Source organism: Pseudomonas sp. AC136, from assembly GCF_979258585.1.
Genome location: NZ_OZ409865.1, coordinates 444869 through 461123 on the forward strand (window position 1 = coordinate 444869; position 16255 = coordinate 461123).

Here is a 16255-nt window from a genome sequence, read left to right on the forward strand (position 1 = left end):
GTGAGAAGGAAGAATGCGCCGTTCGGTTCCCTTTTCCGCACGACGCATTGTTGTCCGGCTAACGCACCTCGGAAGGTTCGCCGCCACGTTGGGCGCTGTCCTGCGCTGGTTCTTGAATGCGGTATGAAGCGACGTACAAGGCCGGCAAGAACAGCAGGGTCAGGAGGGTGGCGCTGATGATGCCGCCGATCATCGCAAAGGCCATCGGCCCCCAAAACACTTCGCGTGCGATGGGAATCATGCCCAGGCTCGCCGCTGCAGCGGTGAGCAGAATGGGGCGGGTTCGGTGGTGAGTCGCTTCAATGACGGCGTCCCAAGCGTGTGAGCCGGCCTCGCGGAATTCGTCGATCTGCGTCACCAGAATCACCGAGTTGCGAATGATGATGCCGATAAGCGCGAGCACGCCAAGAATCGCCACAAAGCCCAGCGGTGTGCCGGTGGGCAGCAGCGCCGCGACCACGCCGATCAAGCCCAGTGGCGCGACGCTGGCAACCAGAAACAGCTTCTTCACGCTTTGCAGCTGAATCATCAGAAAGGTCGCCATCAAAAACAGCATCAGCGGTATGACTTTGCCAATCGGTCCCTGCGCCTTGCCGCTTTCTTCGACAGTGCCGCCCGGTTTGATCCGATACGACGCCGGCAATTTCGCGGCGAACTCGTCTATTTTCGGCTGCAGCTCGGCCATCACGTCGGTGGGTTGTTTGTCGCCGTGCACGCTGGCTTTGAGTGTGATGGTGGGCTTGCGATCGCGGCGCCATACCAGCGGTTGTTCAAGCTCATAGCTCACCGTGGCAAATGCGCGCAGCGGAATAGAAGTGCCACGCGGCGTGGTGATTTGCAGGTTTTCCAAGGTTTCAGGGGAACGTCGTTCGCCTTCCTCGGAACGCCCGACCACGTTGATCAGATAGATGCTGTCGCGAACCTGCGTGACATTCGCACCGGTCACCACGCTGTTCATGGTCTGCGCGACGTCCTGTGACGACAGCCCCAATTGCCGCGCTTTGTCTTGCGCCACGTCGATTTTCAGCACACGCCCCGGCTCGTTCCAGTCGTAAATCATGTCGCCGATATCGGCGTTACCGTCTAGCAGTCCGGCCACTTGCATGGCGTATTCGCGCACCTGCTCGATGTTCGGCCCGCTGATGCGGTACTGAATCGGCCGTCCTACAGGCGGGCCCATTTCCAACGGTTGAACGAGGCTGCTGATGCCAACGAAGTCTTCCCGCAAACGGGCCTTCAGTTCAGCGGCCAGGCGTTGGCGCGCTTCCAGGTCTTTGCTGACGATCACTAGCTGGGCATAGAAGGGGTTTTGCAGTTGTTGGTCGAGCGGCAGATAGAAGCGCGCAGCGCCCTCGCCGATATACGTGCTCCAGCGCTGAATGTCGGGGCTGTCCTTGATGGTCGCTTCCAAACGGTCAACGACTTGGCGGGTTTCCTCCAGGCTGCTGTTTTGCGGCAGGTTGAGGTCCACCAGCAATTCCGGGCGGTCGGAGGAGGGGAAGAATTGCTGCTGGACGAATTGCATCAGCACTATGGACGTGACGAAGAGTGCCACCGTGAGGCCGATGCTTAACCAGCGATGGCGCATCGCCCATTTCAAACCACGGTCCATGCCTCGGGTCAGCCGGCCGGGTTCTTTGTCTTTTTTGTGGCTCAGCGATTCCGGCAAAACGTGTACGGCGATAACCGGCGCGAACAACACCGCGACTAGCCACGACACCAACAGCGCCACGGCAATCACTGCGAACAGGGTGAAGGTGTATTCGCCCGCCGAGCTGGCGTTCAGGCCAATCGGCACAAAGCCGGCGACGGTCACCAAGGTGCCGGTGAGCATCGGGAATGCCGTGGAGGTGTAGGCGTAAGTAGCGGCCTGGGCGCGGGTGTCGCCGGCCTCCAGGCGCGTGACCATCATTTCCACGGTGATCATCGCGTCATCCACCAGCAGGCCGAGGGCGATGATCAAGGCGCCGAGGGAAATCCGCTGCATGGTGATGCCGCTGTATTCCATGAACACGAACACCATGGCCAGTACCAGCGGAATGGAGCACGCCACCACCAAACCGGCGCGCACGCCCAGGCTGATGAAACTCACCACGAGCACAATCACCACCGCTTCAAACAGCGCACTGGTGAAACCGCCCACGGCTTTGTTGACCACTTCGGCTTGGTTCGACACCTGATGCACGCCGACGCCGACCGGCAACTCCGCCGTTATTTCCTCCATGCGCTGGTGCAACTGCTTACCGAAGGTCTGAATGTTCCCACCGTCGCGCATGGCAACAGCCAGGCCGATGGCCGGTTGGCCGTTGAAGCGGAACAGCGATTCCGGCGGATCCTGAAAACGGTGCTCGATGGTGGCCAGGTCGGCCAGGCGATAGAACTGGTCGTTCACCCGCAAGTTCACCGCTTGCAGGTCTTCCTGCGAGCGGAATTCGCCGGACGTGCGCACCGAAATCCGCTCGGGGCCGGCTTCGATCACGCCCGAGGGCGTCACGCTGTTCTGCGCTTGCAGGCTTTGCACCACCTGGCTTTGGTCTAAGCCCAGCGCCGCCAGCTTGCGGGTGGAGAAGTTCAGGTACAGCACTTCGTTTTGTTCGCCGATCAACTGCACCTTGCCCAGGTTGTCGACGCTGCGGATATCCAGGCGCACCTGTTCCACATAATCGCGCAGTTGCCGGTAACTCAGCCCGTCGCCGGTGAAGGCGTAGATGCTGCCGAACACGTCGCCGAATTCATCGTTGAAGAACGGTCCCTGCAATCCTTGGGGAAATTCGCCCTGGATGTCGGTGATTTTCTTACGTACCTGGTACCAGATGTCGGGGATGTCTTTGCCGTTGGTGGTGTCTTTCAGGTACACGAACACGGTCGATTCGCCGGGCCGCGTGTAGCTTTTCACGTAGTCCAGGGTGTCCAGCTCTTCGAGTTTCTTTTCGATGCGATCGGTGACTTGGTAAAGGGTGTCGTCCACCGTCGCGCCCGGCCAGCGGGTCTGGATAACCATGGTTTTGATGGTGAATGAGGGGTCTTCCTCGCGACCCAATTCGAAGTAGGAAAAAATCCCCATGACCAGGGAAACCGCCATCAGATACCAGACTAACGATTGATGGCGCAGAGCCCAGTCCGACAGGTTGAAACCGCCCGTTTCCCGACTCATTGCACTGCTCCTGGGTCCAGCTTGACGACTTGTCCGGGTTGCAAACTGTTCACGCCGGCGCGCACCACGTGCTCGCCGTCGCGTAGGCCTTCGCCAATTACCACCGAGTCGCCTTCACGACTTAATATCTGCACGGCCCGCTGATTGACCGCGAGGCTCGTAGGGTCGACGACCCACACGTGCGCGCGGCCGTTTTCGACCCGGTCCGCAATCAATACGCTGGCCGGCAATGTGCTATGAGCCGACGTCTTGCTGCTCAGCTCGATGTTGACGGTGGTGCCCAGGCGCAGTTCTTCCGGGCTGTCGATCAAGCTCAGGCGCACGCGTCGCGAGCGTGTGGTGGGGTCGGCCTGCGGTGCCATTTCGCGAACCTGTGCCTGGGCCTGAACGTCTGGCTGCAATTGCGAGCGCACGGTAAAGCGCGCGTCAGCGGGCAACTGCGCCACTTGTTCGTCAGGCAGGTCGAACACCGCTTCGCGTACGTCGGGGCGGGCCAGGGTCAGCACTTCCTGGCCGGCCGCGACCACTTGGCCGGTTTCTGCGCGCCAGGCGGTGACCACACCAGGGAAGTCGCTAAGCAAGCGGGTGTACTCCACCTGGTCTTTGGCGTTTTGCACATCGGCGGCCATTTGGTCGAGGCTGGCGCGCGCCGTTTTCAAGCGTGTTTGCGCGTCGTCCAGGTTGGCTTTGGCGCCCACGCCGCGATCGAACAGTTCCTGCTGGCGACGCGCGTTGGCTTGCGCCTCAATCCACTGGGCGTTAGCGCTGGCCATCTGACCTTCGCGGGCGCGCAGCTGATTTTCCTGGTCGCTGGGGTCGAGGGTGGCGAGCAGGGTGCCTGTGTCGACTTTGTCGCCGACGTTCACGGTGCGTGAGGCAATGCGGCCGTTCGTGCGAAAACCGACGGTGGTTTCGTAACGCGCTTCGATGGTGCCGGCGTAACGCCCGACCGTGGCTTGCTGCTGGGTACTGACCGCGCTGTAGAGCACCGGACGCGGCGCCGGTTTTGGCGGTTCTTCGTCAGAGCAGGCGGTTAGGCCGAGGACCAGCAATAGCGACACAGCGAGCGGCAGGCAACGATTCATTGCGCGCCCTCCAGCTGTTTGTCGGTCGGTGGCGGCGCAGCGATTTTCGCTTTCTCCGGTTCGGCGGCTTTGTCCGGCGTGGCGATTTCCACCACTTGCCCCGGATGGAGCAACTGCCCACCGGCGACCACGACGTGTTGGCCTGCTGCCAGTCCTTTGCCAATCATCACGGTGCCGCTGCCGTAGGCCACGTCACTGACCGGTTGCAGGGTGACTTTCTGCTGCTCATCCACCAGCCAGACGGCCGGCTGATTCTGGCTTTTAAACAGCGCCGACCACGGCAATACCACGCGGTTGCTGGTTTTCGGGTGCACGGTGGCGGTGACCACGGCGCCCAGGTTCATCTCCTCGGGTGCATTTTCCAGCGCCACCTTGACCTTCACCGTGCCGCTTTGCGCGTCGATGGTCGGGGTTATTTCGCGAACCTTGCCTTGCGCGGTCACGGCAGGGCGATTCAGCAGGCTGACGGTTACCGGTTGCTCGGCCAGGTCAGCGTTGAACAGCGATTCGTACACGTCGAAAACCGCGTCGCGCTCGCCCGCGCGGGCCAGGGTGAAAATCGGCACTGTGGCTTGCACCACTTGCCCTGCCTCCGCCTGGCGCTGAGTGATTACGCCATCGGCGGAGGCGCGCAGTTCGGTGTAGGTGAGCAGGTCGCGGGCGTTGGCCAACTGCGCCTGAGCGGCGCTGTACGAACTAAGGCTGGAGCGCAACTGCGCCTGCGCTTGGTCAAATTCGCTTTTGCTGGTGTAGCCCTTGGGCAGCAGCTGTTGCTGACGTTTAAAACTGACTTCAGCCAGACGCAACTGCGCCTCTTGCGCTTGCAGGGCCGCGCGGGCGTTGTCGACGTTGGTTTGCTGTTCTTGTGGATCGAGGCGCGCCAGCACTTGATCGGCCTTCACCCGGTCGCCGACCTCGACCATGCGCTCGATGATCTTGCCGCCGACGCGGAAAGACTGCTGCGCTTCGACGCGCGCCTGAATGTCGCCGGTCAGCTCCACTTGGTCGCTGAAATCGCCGGGTTTTACGCTCTGCACCAGCACGCGGGTATGGGGTGGCGATTGCTGTTTGTCGTTACAGCCAGCGAGCGCCAGGCAGGCGGCAATGGCCAGCAGAATCGCGACGGTCGACGGCTTGCGCTCAGGCCATGCCTGTTCCGGCATTGGAAAACTCCTATTCCTTTAAGATGGCGGCGAACGCCATGTCGTGCATGGGCTTGAGAGGAAGCCATGGATCGGAAAGTTCAAGTTTTCAAGCAGATAACGACGTAGACGACGAAATTCGACCATGAATGGATGCGGTTACAAACCTCCCTGAACCGATCTCGCGTTGCGCCAGTCATCAGCTAAGACACTGGCACATTTAACGCGGAGATCAGCGTATGACCCATTGGGTGATCAGCTATAACAGGGACCAAAACACGTCGGTTCTCGATGTCGAGCAAGACGACAAGCCGAGCGTCGACCAGGCGGTGGAGTATGTGTGGAAATGGGCCGAGCAGAACCTGGAAAAAGGCGAGTTCGGCGATCCGCAGGAAGAAGCGACCGAGCTGCCGCTGAAATTGCTGAAGGATTACGGCATCACCATTACCGGCATTTTCCCTAAATAGCCGGGCGAACTAATCAACCTGGCAGGCTTGCTTGCGCGGGCCTGCCCTCACAACGTTTAAACCGACTCACCGTCGCATTGGCGAATCAAGCTCAGCGCTTGCTCGACCGACAGCGGTTCACGCATGCGTTCAGCCAGCAACGCCGTGGCCGCCTCGCGCTGGCACGCCACCACGCCTTCCACCTGACCCTGGCTGCAGAGCAGGGCGATAAAGTGCAGGTTCACCAGATCGCCTTCGATAATGGTTTCCTGCCAGTCTTTGGCGTGGCCAAGGTAGTCGAAACGCTTGCCGAAATGCTGGGTCCAGAAGAACGGCACGCTGTCGTAGGCCACTTCGCCGCCGAGCATATTTTGCGCAGCGATGCGCGCGTGTTGCTGGGCCACGCGCCAATGTTCGATGCGCAGGTGTTCGTCGGCCAAGGGGAAGCGCGCGATATCACCAGCGGCCCACAGGCCCGGCGCGGCGCGCATGTGTTGGTCCACCGCCAGCGCGCCGTCGTCGCATAAGCGCAGGCCTTGCAATAGGTCTGTCGCCGGGCTGACGCCCACGCCGACCAGCACCAGGTCGGCAGCGATGCGCTCGCCGCAGGCCAGGCGCACCGCCTTCACGTGTTGGTCTTCATTGGCTTCGTCGGCCTCGAAGCTCACGGCTTCCTCACCGACGCGAAACACCACGCCGTTGCTCTCGTGCAGCAGGCGGATAGCGCGGCCTACTTCCATGCCGAATTGCTTGGCGAAAGGCACTTCGTGGCGCGCAATCACGGTGACGCCGAGGCCACGTTTGCGTAACGAACTGGCCGCTTCCAGGCCGATAAAGCTGTCGCCGATGATGACCGCGCGATCGCCCGGCAGCGTGGCGTGTAGGATGTCCGCGGCATGCGCACGCGAGCGCAGCACATGCACGTTGTCCAACTGCGCGCCGGGCAGGTCCAAAGTTTTCGGCTTGGCGCCAGTGGCCAGTAGCGCCGAGTCGTAACGGTACAAACGACCATCGCTCAGCTCGATTTCGCGGCGCTGGGCATCCATGCGATTGACATGGCCATGCACGCGCTCGATGCGCTGCTCGCGGTAGTAGTCGTCGTCTTTAAGGTCGGGAATCTGCGCTGGCGCCATGTCGCCAGCGATGACGAATTTGCTTAACACCGTGCGATCAAAGCCCGGCGCTTCTTCACGGTCGATCAATAGCAAGCGCCCGGCGAAACCATGCTCACGCAATGCCGAAGCTGCCGCTGTACCGGCTGCGCCACCCCCGACGATGGCGAATAAACGCTCGTCTGGTGATTGGGATTTGTCTATTGAGGCAGGCAGCGGTTGATCGTCTACATACACCTGGCCGTCGCGAAGTGTCACGGCGTAGCGCTGCAAATCTTCCAGCGCTGGCGGTTCGCACACGTGCCCATCACTCAGGCGGAATGTGCCTTTGTGCCACGGGCAAATCAGCCGACCGTTGCACAGTGCGCCCTCAGCCAACGGCGCGCCGGCGTGCGGACAATTGCCCTGAAATGCCTGCACCGTGTCGCCGGTTCGCAACAGAATCAACGATTGCTCACCGATCTTGCCCTGGCCAATCTGGCCGTCGGGCAAGTCTGCCAAGCAGGCGACATAGTGCAGTGGCATGGACAGCTTTCCTTAACGTGAACGATAGGGGCTAACGCAAGCGTTAGCGACCTCAGGGTTTTTCGTACGGCGGGTACTCATCGCTTGGCGCGCGCTTCTCAGCCCGTGGGTCCGGCGCATCGTCGGGAATGCGCGGTGGATGCCTCGGGTCGATTTGCGGATCGGCAAGGTCTGGCGAATCCGGGTCGAAGTCCGCTTCGGAATCGACCTGCTTGCCGGCTTGCTGACGCGGATACCCGGGAAGGCCCCGGGTATCGGCCGGCGTGTCCTGAGCGGGCCACTGCTCGGCGTCGAGCGTGGCGCCGTCACGATCCGGCGGCGCGGTGTGTTGAGCGTTCATACAACCTCCGCTGGGCTTAGTGGTCGTGCTTGGCTTTCAACTGTTTGGCCATTTCCAGGTGATGTTCCAGGGCGGGCAGCTTCTCTTTGGCGAAGGCTTGCAGCTCTGGGTTTTCTTTGGACTCGGCTTGTTTCTTGAACAGCTCGATGGTCTGTTCGTGGGCGGCTACCTGGTTGCCGGCGTAGCCCTTATCGAACGACTCGTCGCGCATTTCCAGCAGCAGCTTTTTGGCTTTGTCGATCATCGACGCTTCGTCTGGCACTTCGATGTTCTGCTTCTTGGCCAGGGCGGTGAGCTCTTGGTTCACCTTGGTGTGGTCCGCCTGCATGGTGGTGGCGAACTCCCGCACGTCGCTGCTTTGGCTTTTTTCCAGCGCCAGCTTGGCGGCTTCAATTTCCAGGATGCCGCCCTGGGTGGCGTTTTCAACGAAGGAGTTGGACTCGGCGGCCACGGCACTTGCCAGGGCGCTGAAGCTGAGAACGCAAGCCAGACCGAAGTGTTTGAGCGGGGTAGTGTTCATTCCATTTTTCTCCACTGTGACGCGAACGGGTCGTCGCTAATAAGTGGACGGGTGGGGTTGGCGGAAGGTTTCGATTATTTGCCGAGCGGTACGGTGGGGTGAGTTGGGGTAGGTTTTTTTTGGTTTTTAAGCGCATGCACGCTGGAGGGGTTTAGACGAGTACCGATACATGAACGAGCCTGGATTCCGAATCGTCGGACCGCCGCCTGCGCGGGAATGACGGTGGTTTTTTAGATAGCTTTGTTTAAGCCTGGGATCCAGGCTTGCATGGTGAACGCCGATTTTGACGACGCGGCCGCAGCACGTGCACTAATCCTTGCGATTCAGCGCCGCACTCAACATCTGCGCCACCTGTTCAGCCGAGTACGGTTTGCGCAGAAACGCGAAACCCTGGAAGCCTCCGGCGGACAACGTCTGGCTGTAACCGGAGGTGAGAATAATGGGCAGACCGGGGCGGCGGCGGCGCAGTTCGGTGGCCAGGTTCAGGCCGCCAATGCCGGGCATCATCACGTCAGAAAACACGGCGTCGAATTCCAGCGCCTCAGGCCCCATGCGTTGCAGGGCTTCTTCGGCAGTGCTGGCCCAGGTCACGTCGTAGCCCAGGTCTTGCAGCATGTCGGCGGCAAAGCTGCCGATCTCTCGGTTGTCTTCCACCACCAGTACCCGCTGCTGCGTACCACGCAGGGTTTGTTGCATCGGTGGCGGGGCAGGTTCAGTAAGCCCGGCTTGCGCTTCGACCTGCGGCAGAAACAGGGTGAACGTGGTGCCTTGCCCCGGCACGGAATGCACGTCGACATCGCCGCCCGATTGCTTGGCGAAGCCAAACACCTGCGACAGGCCAAGACCGGTGCCCTGGCCGATTTCCTTGGTGGTGAAGAAGGGTTCGAATATTCGCGACATCACCGCTGGGGCGATTCCGGCACCGGTGTCGGTAACGGCAATCGCGGCCAGCAAGCCGGCCTCGGCCGCTGACTGGGAGGCCGATGGCATGCGCTGGTTGCACGTCAGGCGCACCGTCAGTTGCCCTTCGCCGCCCATGGCGTCGCGGGCGTTGATGGCCATGTTGATCAGCGCGGTTTCCAATTGACCGAGATCGGCCCGGACAAAACAGGGCTGCCTTGGCAATTCCAGCACCACCTGAATGCGCGCACCGGCGGCGGAGTCGAGCATGTCGTGCAAGGCCTCCAGGCGTTGGCCCACTTCGAACACTTGCGGATGCAGCGGTTGGCGGCGAGCAAAGGCCAGCAGTTGGCCGGTGAGCTTGGCGCCGCGCTCGATGGTGTTGGAAATGGTGTCGATGTAACGGTTGCGGCGTTCCAGCGGCAGATCGGTGCGGCGCAAGAAGTGGATCGAGGAACGAATGATGGTCAGCAGATTATTGAAGTCATGGGCCACGCCGCCCGTGAGTTGGCCGATGGCCTCCAATTTCTGCGCCTGGCGCAGCTCGGCTTCGGTTTCAACCAACTGCGCCGTGCGCTCCTGCACCCGTTGTTCGAGGGTGCTGTTGAGCGTGGCCAGCGCGTTCACCGCTTCACGTAGTTCGGCGTCGGCGCGCACCCGCTCGATGTGCGCCCACGAACGCTCGGTCACTTCGCGAAGCAGGCCCAGGTCTGCGTCGGTCCACTGCCGGGGCACGTTGTCGTGAATAGCCATCAATGCCGTGAGGCGGCCATCTTTGATCAGCGGCATGCAAATGGTCGCCGTGATGCCCAGGGCCTGAAACGCCGCCGATTCGTGGCTGGGCAGCTCGCTGAGGTTGTCGTGAATGATCAACGGCAAGCCGGCGTTCAGGTTGCGCACGGCCAGTTCGCCGAAGTCGGCCAGGCGGTAGATACCCAGAATATGCGGCGAGCCGGGCGCTGCCCAATCGCCGCGAATGGTGAAGCCGTCCTCGTCGGCATGCATGTCGGCGTAGGCGCAGTTCGACAGCCCCAACTGCTGGGCCAACATGCGCGTGGTGGCGGCCAGAATCACGTCAGCGCTGGTGGCCGTGGCTACCGCGCGCCCCAGCCCATCGAGAAAGGCCAGGCGCTGGTTGGCGACCACCGTGGCCGTGGTTTCAGCCACGGTGTCGAGGATGCCAACGACCTTGCCGGTGTGGTCGCGTATGGGGCTGTAGCAGAAGGTGAAGTAGGCCTGTTCAGGCGCGCCACCGCGCTCGATCAGCAGCGGGAAGTCTTCCAGGTAGGTGGCCTGGCCTGCAAATGCGGCGTCGGCGAAGGCGCTGATATCGGGCCACGCTTCGCTCCACACCTCGCTGAACGAGCGGCCCAACGCAGAGGGTTTATTGCCGAGAATTTGATTGAAGGCTTGGTTGTGCAGGGTAGTGAGGCTGTCGCCCCAAACAATGGCTTGCGGGAAGCTTGAACCGAGGCTCAGGGCCACAGTGGTTTTCAACACATCAGGCCAATCCTCGATCGGCCCCAGCGGCGACGAGGCCCAGTCGTAGGCTCGAATCCGCTCCACCATCTGCTCGTCACCTTTGAGCCACTGCGCCATGTGTCCCCATCCGTAGCCAATCAAACACGTCTATTTCGTGGCGTTCCTTATACCGTCCTACACCCAGGCATCCAAGTCGAAGGTGAAAACGCTGATAGGCAGTGCGGCATGTCGCACACGCCTGCTGATCTATAGTCAATCGGTAACGATTCGGCAAAACAGGGGTGTGCGGTGAGAGCAATGTTCTGGGCTGTGGTCTGGCTTGTGCACAGTGCGGCGGCATCGGCTGCTGAAGACGTCACCTTGTTTTGCTACCAGAACAAACCGCCTTACGTCGTAGATTACGCCGCGCAAAAAGGGCTGTATTTCGACCTGGCGCAGCGGCTGGAAGCGCTGATGCCGGATTACCACTTCGCCGTGCGCGAGATTCCTCGCCGGCGTCTGGATCGTCAGTTGAACGAGGGCCGGCTGCCGGGGCTGGTGCTCGGCGTGGGCCCCGCGTGGTTTCCCAATTCGCCTGCTTTTACGCTGACCGAGCCGTTTATCGATGACGTCAATTTGCTGGTGTCGCGCAACAGCGGCGAGGTCTCACGGCTCACGCTTGCCACGCTGCAGGGGCATCGCTTGGGCTTGGTGGCCGGGCACTATTACCCGGAGCTGACGCCGCTGCTGACGAGTGGATCGGTCAGTCGACAAGACAGCGTGGATGAGCGCGTCAATGTCGAACGCCTGCAACGCGGCTGGATCGATGCCACCGTTGTCGGCAAGCGCACGCTGGAGTTTTTCTGGTTTGAACGACCGGTTCTGCAGGCCCAGTTGTTTGTTGCCGGGCCGCTGAGTCGCTATCAGCGTCACCTACTGGTGCCCACTGCCTACGCACGCTTAGTGCCGGCGCTGAACAAGGCCATCGAGGCGCTGGATGACGACGAAGCGTGGCTGGCGAGGGTGGCGGCTTATCGTTAGCCGCCACGGCCTGCTTTTAAAGCTCAAAAAGCATCGAGGCTAAAGCCTCTCCCACAGACGGCGTGGTTTGGGCGGGTCTAGGCAGGGTTCGCCTTGGCGCGGCGAACCACGATGGCGCCAATTATCAGGCCGAGCGTCGCGGCAATGGCCGAGGCGAGCAGCACACCGAGCTTGGCGGCACTGAGCAGGCCATCGTCGGTAAAGGCCAGTGAGGCGATAAAGATCGACATGGTGAAGCCGATGCCCGCCAGGCAGCCGATCAAGCCCAGCCACGACCACGTCATGCCCGGCGGCAGCACGCACCAGCCCAGGCGCACCAGCAGCCAGGTGCTGAACATCACGCCAATTGGCTTGCCAATCACCAGCGCACACAGCACGCCGAACATCACCGTCAGCGAGGCTGAATTGTTGAGGTCGACGCCGCCGAGGCTGACGCCCGCGTTAGCCAGGGCGAACAACGGCATCACGCCATAGGCCACCCACGGATGCAGCGCCGCCTGCACGCGAATCACCGGCGGCAGCAGTTCGCGCTGTGCGGTGCGCAGCTGTTTGACCGAATGCAAGACCTCGCCGGTGTCTTCCTCGTCACGGTGCGTCAGGTTGTGCAGGGCGCCCCTGGCCTTGTCCAGCGGCCCCTCGGTATCGGGGCGGGAAAACACTGGCGTCATCAGCCCCAACACCACGCCGGCCAGGGTGGGATGGGCGCCGGTTTTCAACAGGCCGAACCACAAAATGGCGCCGGGCAGCACATAGGCAAACGCGGAGCCGATGCCGATTTGCTGAAAGATCAACACCAACGCGATGCCGGCAGCGGCGATGAGGAAACCAATGGGCTCCAGGCCGCCGGAGTAAAACACGGCAATGATCAGCACGGCGGCAATGTCATCGATGATGGCCAACGCCAGCAAAAATACCCGCACGGACGGCGGAATCGATTTGCCCAGCAAGGCCAGCACGCCCATGGCAAAAGCGATATCGGTGGCCGTGGGCACGGCCCAGCCGGAGCGCAGGTTTGGGTCAGCGTTAAGGGCAACGTAGATCAGCGCTGGCACCACTACGCCGCCGAGCGCGGCGGCCATTGGCAGCGTCGCCAGCTTGAGTGTGGCGAGGGCGCCTTCGTGAATTTCGCGGCGAATTTCCAGGCCGACCACCAGAAAGAACACGGTCATCAAACCGTCGTTAATCCAGAAGTGCAGCGACTGTGAAAGCTGCCAATCGCCTAAACCCAGGCTGACCGACATGTGCCAGAGGTGGTGGTAACTGTCGGCTGCCGAAGAGTTTGCCCAGATCAGGGCGATGGCAGCGGCGAGCATCAACACGATGCCGCTGACAGCTTCAATATGGAGGAAATGTTCGAGGGCGCTAAAAGCTTTGTCGGCTACGCGGCGCGCAGCCGGAAGAGCCTTTGGGGGAAGGGGTCGGTTCATGGTCGCTCACTTTTTCAGACTGTGCGGCGGCCCGACCAACACAAAAAACCTGCCCGGCTGCAGAACCGCAGCCGTGACACCCGCCGGCAACCTTACACAACGAAAACCGATACCGCCACCCGCGATTTACTCGGTCAGGGTCATCAGCACATCGGAATACCAGGCGCAATTAAGGCCCAGCGCTTCGTCGAGTTCCTGATCGCGGTTAACGTCCAGACGCGATGAATGCACGCCCAGCAGCAGCCACGGAAGCTCGCGGTTATCGTCGGCGGCCATGCGCATCACAATCGGTGCGCCGCTAGAGCCACGGTGCGTGCGCGCGTCGGTGAGGAAATAACCTTCGCCCTTGAAACGCAGGCCAAACGCCGAGGCAATGCTGGCCTGACGCGCCACAGGCATGTGGTGCAAGGTGTCGTGAAAACCCAGCGGAAAGCCGACCACCAGCAAAGGGCTGCCAATTTCGATGGGCTTAGTCAGATCGGCCAGGTGCTCGGGCGTGAAGGCCAGGTACGCGGTGGTTGGCGGCAGTGCGCTGCGTTCGATTTCCACAACGGCAATGTCAATTTCACCGCCCGAATCGGTGCCCTGACGCCACAGGCTCTTACCGTCTTTAAACAACGGAATGGAAAAACCGATGGACTCCGCCAGGTTGTCCTTATTGGTGTGCAACTCGATTTCCAGCCGGCTCGGGTGATGCTCGGTCGGTGCGTCGACAACCACATGGCGGCTGGTGACTAGAAACAGGCGTTGTTCGCGCTGGAAAAAAAAGCCACTGGCGTTGGTGAGTGGGCGGTCCAGGTCATACGTGGACACGCGCGTAGCGGCGAGTAGAAGGGGTTCCAGCATGATGAGTTACATCCTGTAAAGAAGCTGCGGTGTTAAGTAAGAAGGGCGCAGCGGCTGGAAGGTTCGAGCGATATTTTTAAGCGGCCGACGCGGGTTTCGTCAGGACCGCGAAACCCGCATTCACCGCGCTGCGGTTATTTGTCCACCACCGGGCGATGCATGTGGAAACGCTGGCTTTCTTCAATGGCGAAATAGTCCGTGGGGCCGCCGCCGCGCATGATCGGTTGTGCCAACACCGTGTTGTACACGCCGTCCTCCAGCACCGCCGTATCGATGTGCACGGCCACCACTTCGCCCAACACCAGCCAGGTATCGATCAGCCCCCCGTCGGCCTTCTGTAGCTGCACGATGTCGCTCAACCGGCACTCGAACGACACCGGACTGGCCAGCACCCGTGGCGGTTTCACCAGGCGCGAAGGCGCGGTTTCGAGGCCCGCCAGCTCGAACTCGTTGACCTCGGGCGCTACCAGTGCCGACGAGGTATTCATTTGCTCAGCCAACGGGCGGCTCGCCAGGTTCCAGACAAACTCTTTGCTGGCCGCAATATTTCGCACGCTGTCTTTCCAGCCGATGCTGGAGAAGCCAATGATCGGCGGCGTGTAGTTGAAGGCATTGAAGAAACTGTACGGCGCCAGGTTGAGCACGCCGTCGGGGCTTTGCGACGAGATCCAGCCAATCGGCCGTGGGGCGACGATGGAATTGAGCGGGTCGTGCTTCAGGCCGTGGCCGAGTTTGGGTTCGTAGAAATGGAATTCGCGCATGGGGGACCTCAAGTGCTCTCTGTGGGAGGGCGATTAACCGCGCTGCTCCTAAAAACATCGCGGCTAAAGCCGCTCCCACAGGAAAGGGGGGTTAGCCGTTAATAACGCGGTAGCACGGCACATAGGCCGCGCCGCCGGGCAGTTTCATGCGGTGTTGCTCAACGAAGGCTTGCAGCAGTTTGTCCAGCGGCTCCATTACGGCGGGGTCGCCATGAATTTCATAAGGGCCGAACTCTTCGATCAGACGAATGCCGGTCGCCTTCACGTTGCCCGCCACAATGCCGGAAAACGCCCGACGCAAATTCGCCGCCAGCTCATGTGGGGCAATGCTGCGGTTGAGTTTCAGCGCGGCCATGTTGGCGTGGGTCGGCTCGAATGGGCGCTGGAAGCCTTCATCGATTTTCAGCAGCCAGTTGAAGTGGAACGCGTCGTTGCGCTCGCGGCGGAACTGTTTCACCTGCTTCAGCCCGAGCGTCATCTGCCGCGCCACTTCAGCTGGGTCATCGACAATGATCTGATAATGCGCCTGCGCCGATTCTCCCAGCGTTGCCCCAATAAACGCGTGCAGCTGCTCGAAATACGCCTTGGCGCTTCTCGGTCCGGTAAGGATGACGGGGAAAGGCAGGTCCTGGTTGTCCGGGTGCATCAGAATGCCCAGCAGGTACAGGAATTCTTCGGCCGTACCGGCGCCGCCCGGGAAAATAATGATGCCGTGACCGACCCGCACGAACGCTTCCAGGCGTTTTTCGATGTCCGGCAGAATCACTAACTCATTGACGATCGGGTTCGGTGCCTCGGCGGCGATGATGCCCGGCTCGGTCAGGCCCAGGTAGCGGCTGCCGGTGATGCGTTGCTTGGCGTGGCTGATGGTCGCGCCCTTCATTGGGCCTTTCATCACGCCTGGGCCGCAGCCGGTGCACACATCCAGGCTACGCAGGCCCAGCTCGTGGCCGACTTTCTTGGTGTACTTGTATTCCTCGGTGCTGATCGAGTGACCACCCCAGCACACCACGATTTTCGGCTCGACACCGGGGCGCAGGGTGCGGGCGTTGCGCAGCAGGTGGAACACGTAATCGGTAATGCCCTGGGAGGTGTCCAGGTCGATGCGTTGGCTGTCGAGTTCGTTCTCGGTGTAAACGATGTCGCGCAGGGCGCTGAACAACATCTCGCGCGTGCTGGCGATCATTTCGCCATCGACAAAGGCGTCGGCCGGCGCATTCAACAACTCCAGGCGCACGCCACGGTCTTGCTGGTGGATGCGCACTTCGAAATCTTTATAAGCGTCGAGGATGGTCTTGGCGTTATCGATATGGGCGCCGGTATTGAGAATGGCCAGGGCGCACTGGCGGAATAGATCGTAGATGCTGCCGGAACCGGCTTCGCTGAGTTGTTGCACTTCGCGTTGGGACAATGTTTCCAGGCTGCCTTTGGGGCTGACGGAGGCGTTGATGACTTGTCTGTGGCGCATTCTGTTTTCCATAAAGAGGAGCGGTGG

The 16255-nt window shown here is 61.2% G+C and carries 13 protein-coding genes; 2 read left to right on the forward strand and 11 right to left on the reverse strand.

All coding sequences use genetic code 11. From position 1 onward, the window contains the following. Positions 1 to 58: 58 nt before the first annotated feature. From ACZZZU_RS02045 to ACZZZU_RS02055, 3 genes are read right to left on the reverse strand one after another with little or no spacing between them, the layout of a single operon-like run. Positions 59 to 3154, reverse strand: a complete 3096-nt coding sequence (locus ACZZZU_RS02045) for an efflux RND transporter permease subunit (protein WP_463549566.1) — start codon at positions 3152 to 3154, stop codon at positions 59 to 61. Further along, complete coding sequence (locus tag ACZZZU_RS02050) at positions 3151 to 4239, reverse strand: efflux RND transporter periplasmic adaptor subunit (protein ID WP_463549567.1); 1089 nt, start codon at positions 4237 to 4239, stop codon at positions 3151 to 3153. The genes ACZZZU_RS02045 and ACZZZU_RS02050 overlap by 4 nt, the downstream gene beginning before the upstream one ends. Next, positions 4236 to 5402 (reverse strand): efflux RND transporter periplasmic adaptor subunit, encoded by a 1167-nt coding sequence (locus ACZZZU_RS02055; protein WP_463549568.1) that lies wholly within the window; start codon positions 5400 to 5402, stop codon positions 4236 to 4238. The genes ACZZZU_RS02050 and ACZZZU_RS02055 overlap by 4 nt, the downstream gene beginning before the upstream one ends. A 218-nt stretch (positions 5403 to 5620) precedes the next feature. Between ACZZZU_RS02055 and ACZZZU_RS02060 the strand changes: the two genes are divergently transcribed. Continuing rightward, the gene (locus ACZZZU_RS02060) at positions 5621 to 5848 is read left to right on the forward strand and encodes a hypothetical protein (protein WP_463549569.1); all 228 of its coding nucleotides are present in this window, start codon (positions 5621 to 5623) and stop codon (positions 5846 to 5848) included. Between the two features lie 56 nt (positions 5849 to 5904). Here ACZZZU_RS02060 and ACZZZU_RS02065 read toward each other — a convergent pair whose 3' ends face one another. The 4 genes from ACZZZU_RS02065 to ACZZZU_RS02080 all read right to left on the reverse strand — a co-directional run bounded on the left by ACZZZU_RS02065 (position 5905) and on the right by ACZZZU_RS02080 (position 10823). After that, entirely contained in the window at positions 5905 to 7464 is a 1560-nt protein-coding gene (locus tag ACZZZU_RS02065) for an FAD-dependent oxidoreductase (RefSeq protein WP_463549570.1), read from the reverse strand. 52 nt (positions 7465 to 7516) lie between these two features. Next, positions 7517 to 7804 (reverse strand): DUF6021 family protein, encoded by a 288-nt coding sequence (locus ACZZZU_RS02070; RefSeq protein ID WP_122495761.1) that lies wholly within the window; start codon positions 7802 to 7804, stop codon positions 7517 to 7519. Between the two features lie 16 nt (positions 7805 to 7820). After that, a complete protein-coding gene (locus tag ACZZZU_RS02075) occupies positions 7821 to 8324 on the reverse strand; it encodes a DUF4142 domain-containing protein (RefSeq protein ID WP_463549571.1) in 504 nt (167 codons plus the stop codon). Positions 8325 to 8633: 309 nt separating this feature from the next. Continuing rightward, positions 8634 to 10823 (reverse strand): ATP-binding protein, encoded by a 2190-nt coding sequence (locus ACZZZU_RS02080; protein WP_463549572.1) that lies wholly within the window; start codon positions 10821 to 10823, stop codon positions 8634 to 8636. A 180-nt stretch (positions 10824 to 11003) separates the two neighbouring features. Here ACZZZU_RS02080 and ACZZZU_RS02085 point away from each other — a divergent pair, with 180 nt between their 5' ends. Continuing rightward, positions 11004 to 11726, forward strand: a complete 723-nt coding sequence (locus ACZZZU_RS02085) for a substrate-binding periplasmic protein (protein WP_463549573.1) — start codon at positions 11004 to 11006, stop codon at positions 11724 to 11726. 77 nt (positions 11727 to 11803) lie between these two features. Here ACZZZU_RS02085 and nhaA read toward each other — a convergent pair whose 3' ends face one another. The 4 genes from nhaA to ppnN all read right to left on the reverse strand — a co-directional run bounded on the left by nhaA (position 11804) and on the right by ppnN (position 16228). Then, entirely contained in the window at positions 11804 to 13153 is a 1350-nt protein-coding gene (nhaA, locus tag ACZZZU_RS02090) for a Na+/H+ antiporter NhaA (protein WP_463549574.1), read from the reverse strand. A gap of 126 nt (positions 13154 to 13279) precedes the next feature. Further along, positions 13280 to 13999 (reverse strand): S1 family peptidase, encoded by a 720-nt coding sequence (locus ACZZZU_RS02095; RefSeq protein ID WP_122495771.1) that lies wholly within the window; start codon positions 13997 to 13999, stop codon positions 13280 to 13282. A gap of 134 nt (positions 14000 to 14133) precedes the next feature. Further along, a complete protein-coding gene (locus ACZZZU_RS02100) occupies positions 14134 to 14760 on the reverse strand; it encodes a flavin reductase family protein (protein ID WP_463539015.1) in 627 nt (208 codons plus the stop codon). Positions 14761 to 14851: 91 nt separating this feature from the next. Next, on the reverse strand, positions 14852 to 16228 hold the full coding sequence (gene ppnN / locus ACZZZU_RS02105; protein ID WP_122495775.1) for a nucleotide 5'-monophosphate nucleosidase PpnN: 1377 nt from the start codon (positions 16226 to 16228) through the stop codon (positions 14852 to 14854). Between the last annotated feature and the right edge of the window lie 27 nt (positions 16229 to 16255).

Bases quoted from the DNA above. Each gene is read 5' to 3' on its own strand.
- ACZZZU_RS02045 (WP_463549566.1), bottom strand. From the start codon at position 3,154: ATGAGTCGGGAAACGGGCGGTTTCAACCTGTCGGACTGGGCTCTGCGC.
- ACZZZU_RS02050 (WP_463549567.1), bottom strand. From the start codon at position 4,239: ATGAATCGTTGCCTGCCGCTCGCTGTGTCGCTATTGCTGGTCCTCGGC.
- ACZZZU_RS02055 (WP_463549568.1), bottom strand. From the start codon at position 5,402: ATGCCGGAACAGGCATGGCCTGAGCGCAAGCCGTCGACCGTCGCGATT.
- ACZZZU_RS02060 (WP_463549569.1), top strand. From the start codon at position 5,621: ATGACCCATTGGGTGATCAGCTATAACAGGGACCAAAACACGTCGGTT.
- ACZZZU_RS02065 (WP_463549570.1), bottom strand. From the start codon at position 7,464: ATGCCACTGCACTATGTCGCCTGCTTGGCAGACTTGCCCGACGGCCAG.
- ACZZZU_RS02070 (WP_122495761.1), bottom strand. From the start codon at position 7,804: ATGAACGCTCAACACACCGCGCCGCCGGATCGTGACGGCGCCACGCTC.
- ACZZZU_RS02075 (WP_463549571.1), bottom strand. From the start codon at position 8,324: ATGAACACTACCCCGCTCAAACACTTCGGTCTGGCTTGCGTTCTCAGC.
- ACZZZU_RS02080 (WP_463549572.1), bottom strand. From the start codon at position 10,823: ATGGCGCAGTGGCTCAAAGGTGACGAGCAGATGGTGGAGCGGATTCGA.
- ACZZZU_RS02085 (WP_463549573.1), top strand. From the start codon at position 11,004: ATGTTCTGGGCTGTGGTCTGGCTTGTGCACAGTGCGGCGGCATCGGCT.
- nhaA (WP_463549574.1), bottom strand. From the start codon at position 13,153: ATGAACCGACCCCTTCCCCCAAAGGCTCTTCCGGCTGCGCGCCGCGTA.
- ACZZZU_RS02095 (WP_122495771.1), bottom strand. From the start codon at position 13,999: ATGCTGGAACCCCTTCTACTCGCCGCTACGCGCGTGTCCACGTATGAC.
- ACZZZU_RS02100 (WP_463539015.1), bottom strand. From the start codon at position 14,760: ATGCGCGAATTCCATTTCTACGAACCCAAACTCGGCCACGGCCTGAAG.
- ppnN (WP_122495775.1), bottom strand. From the start codon at position 16,228: ATGCGCCACAGACAAGTCATCAACGCCTCCGTCAGCCCCAAAGGCAGC.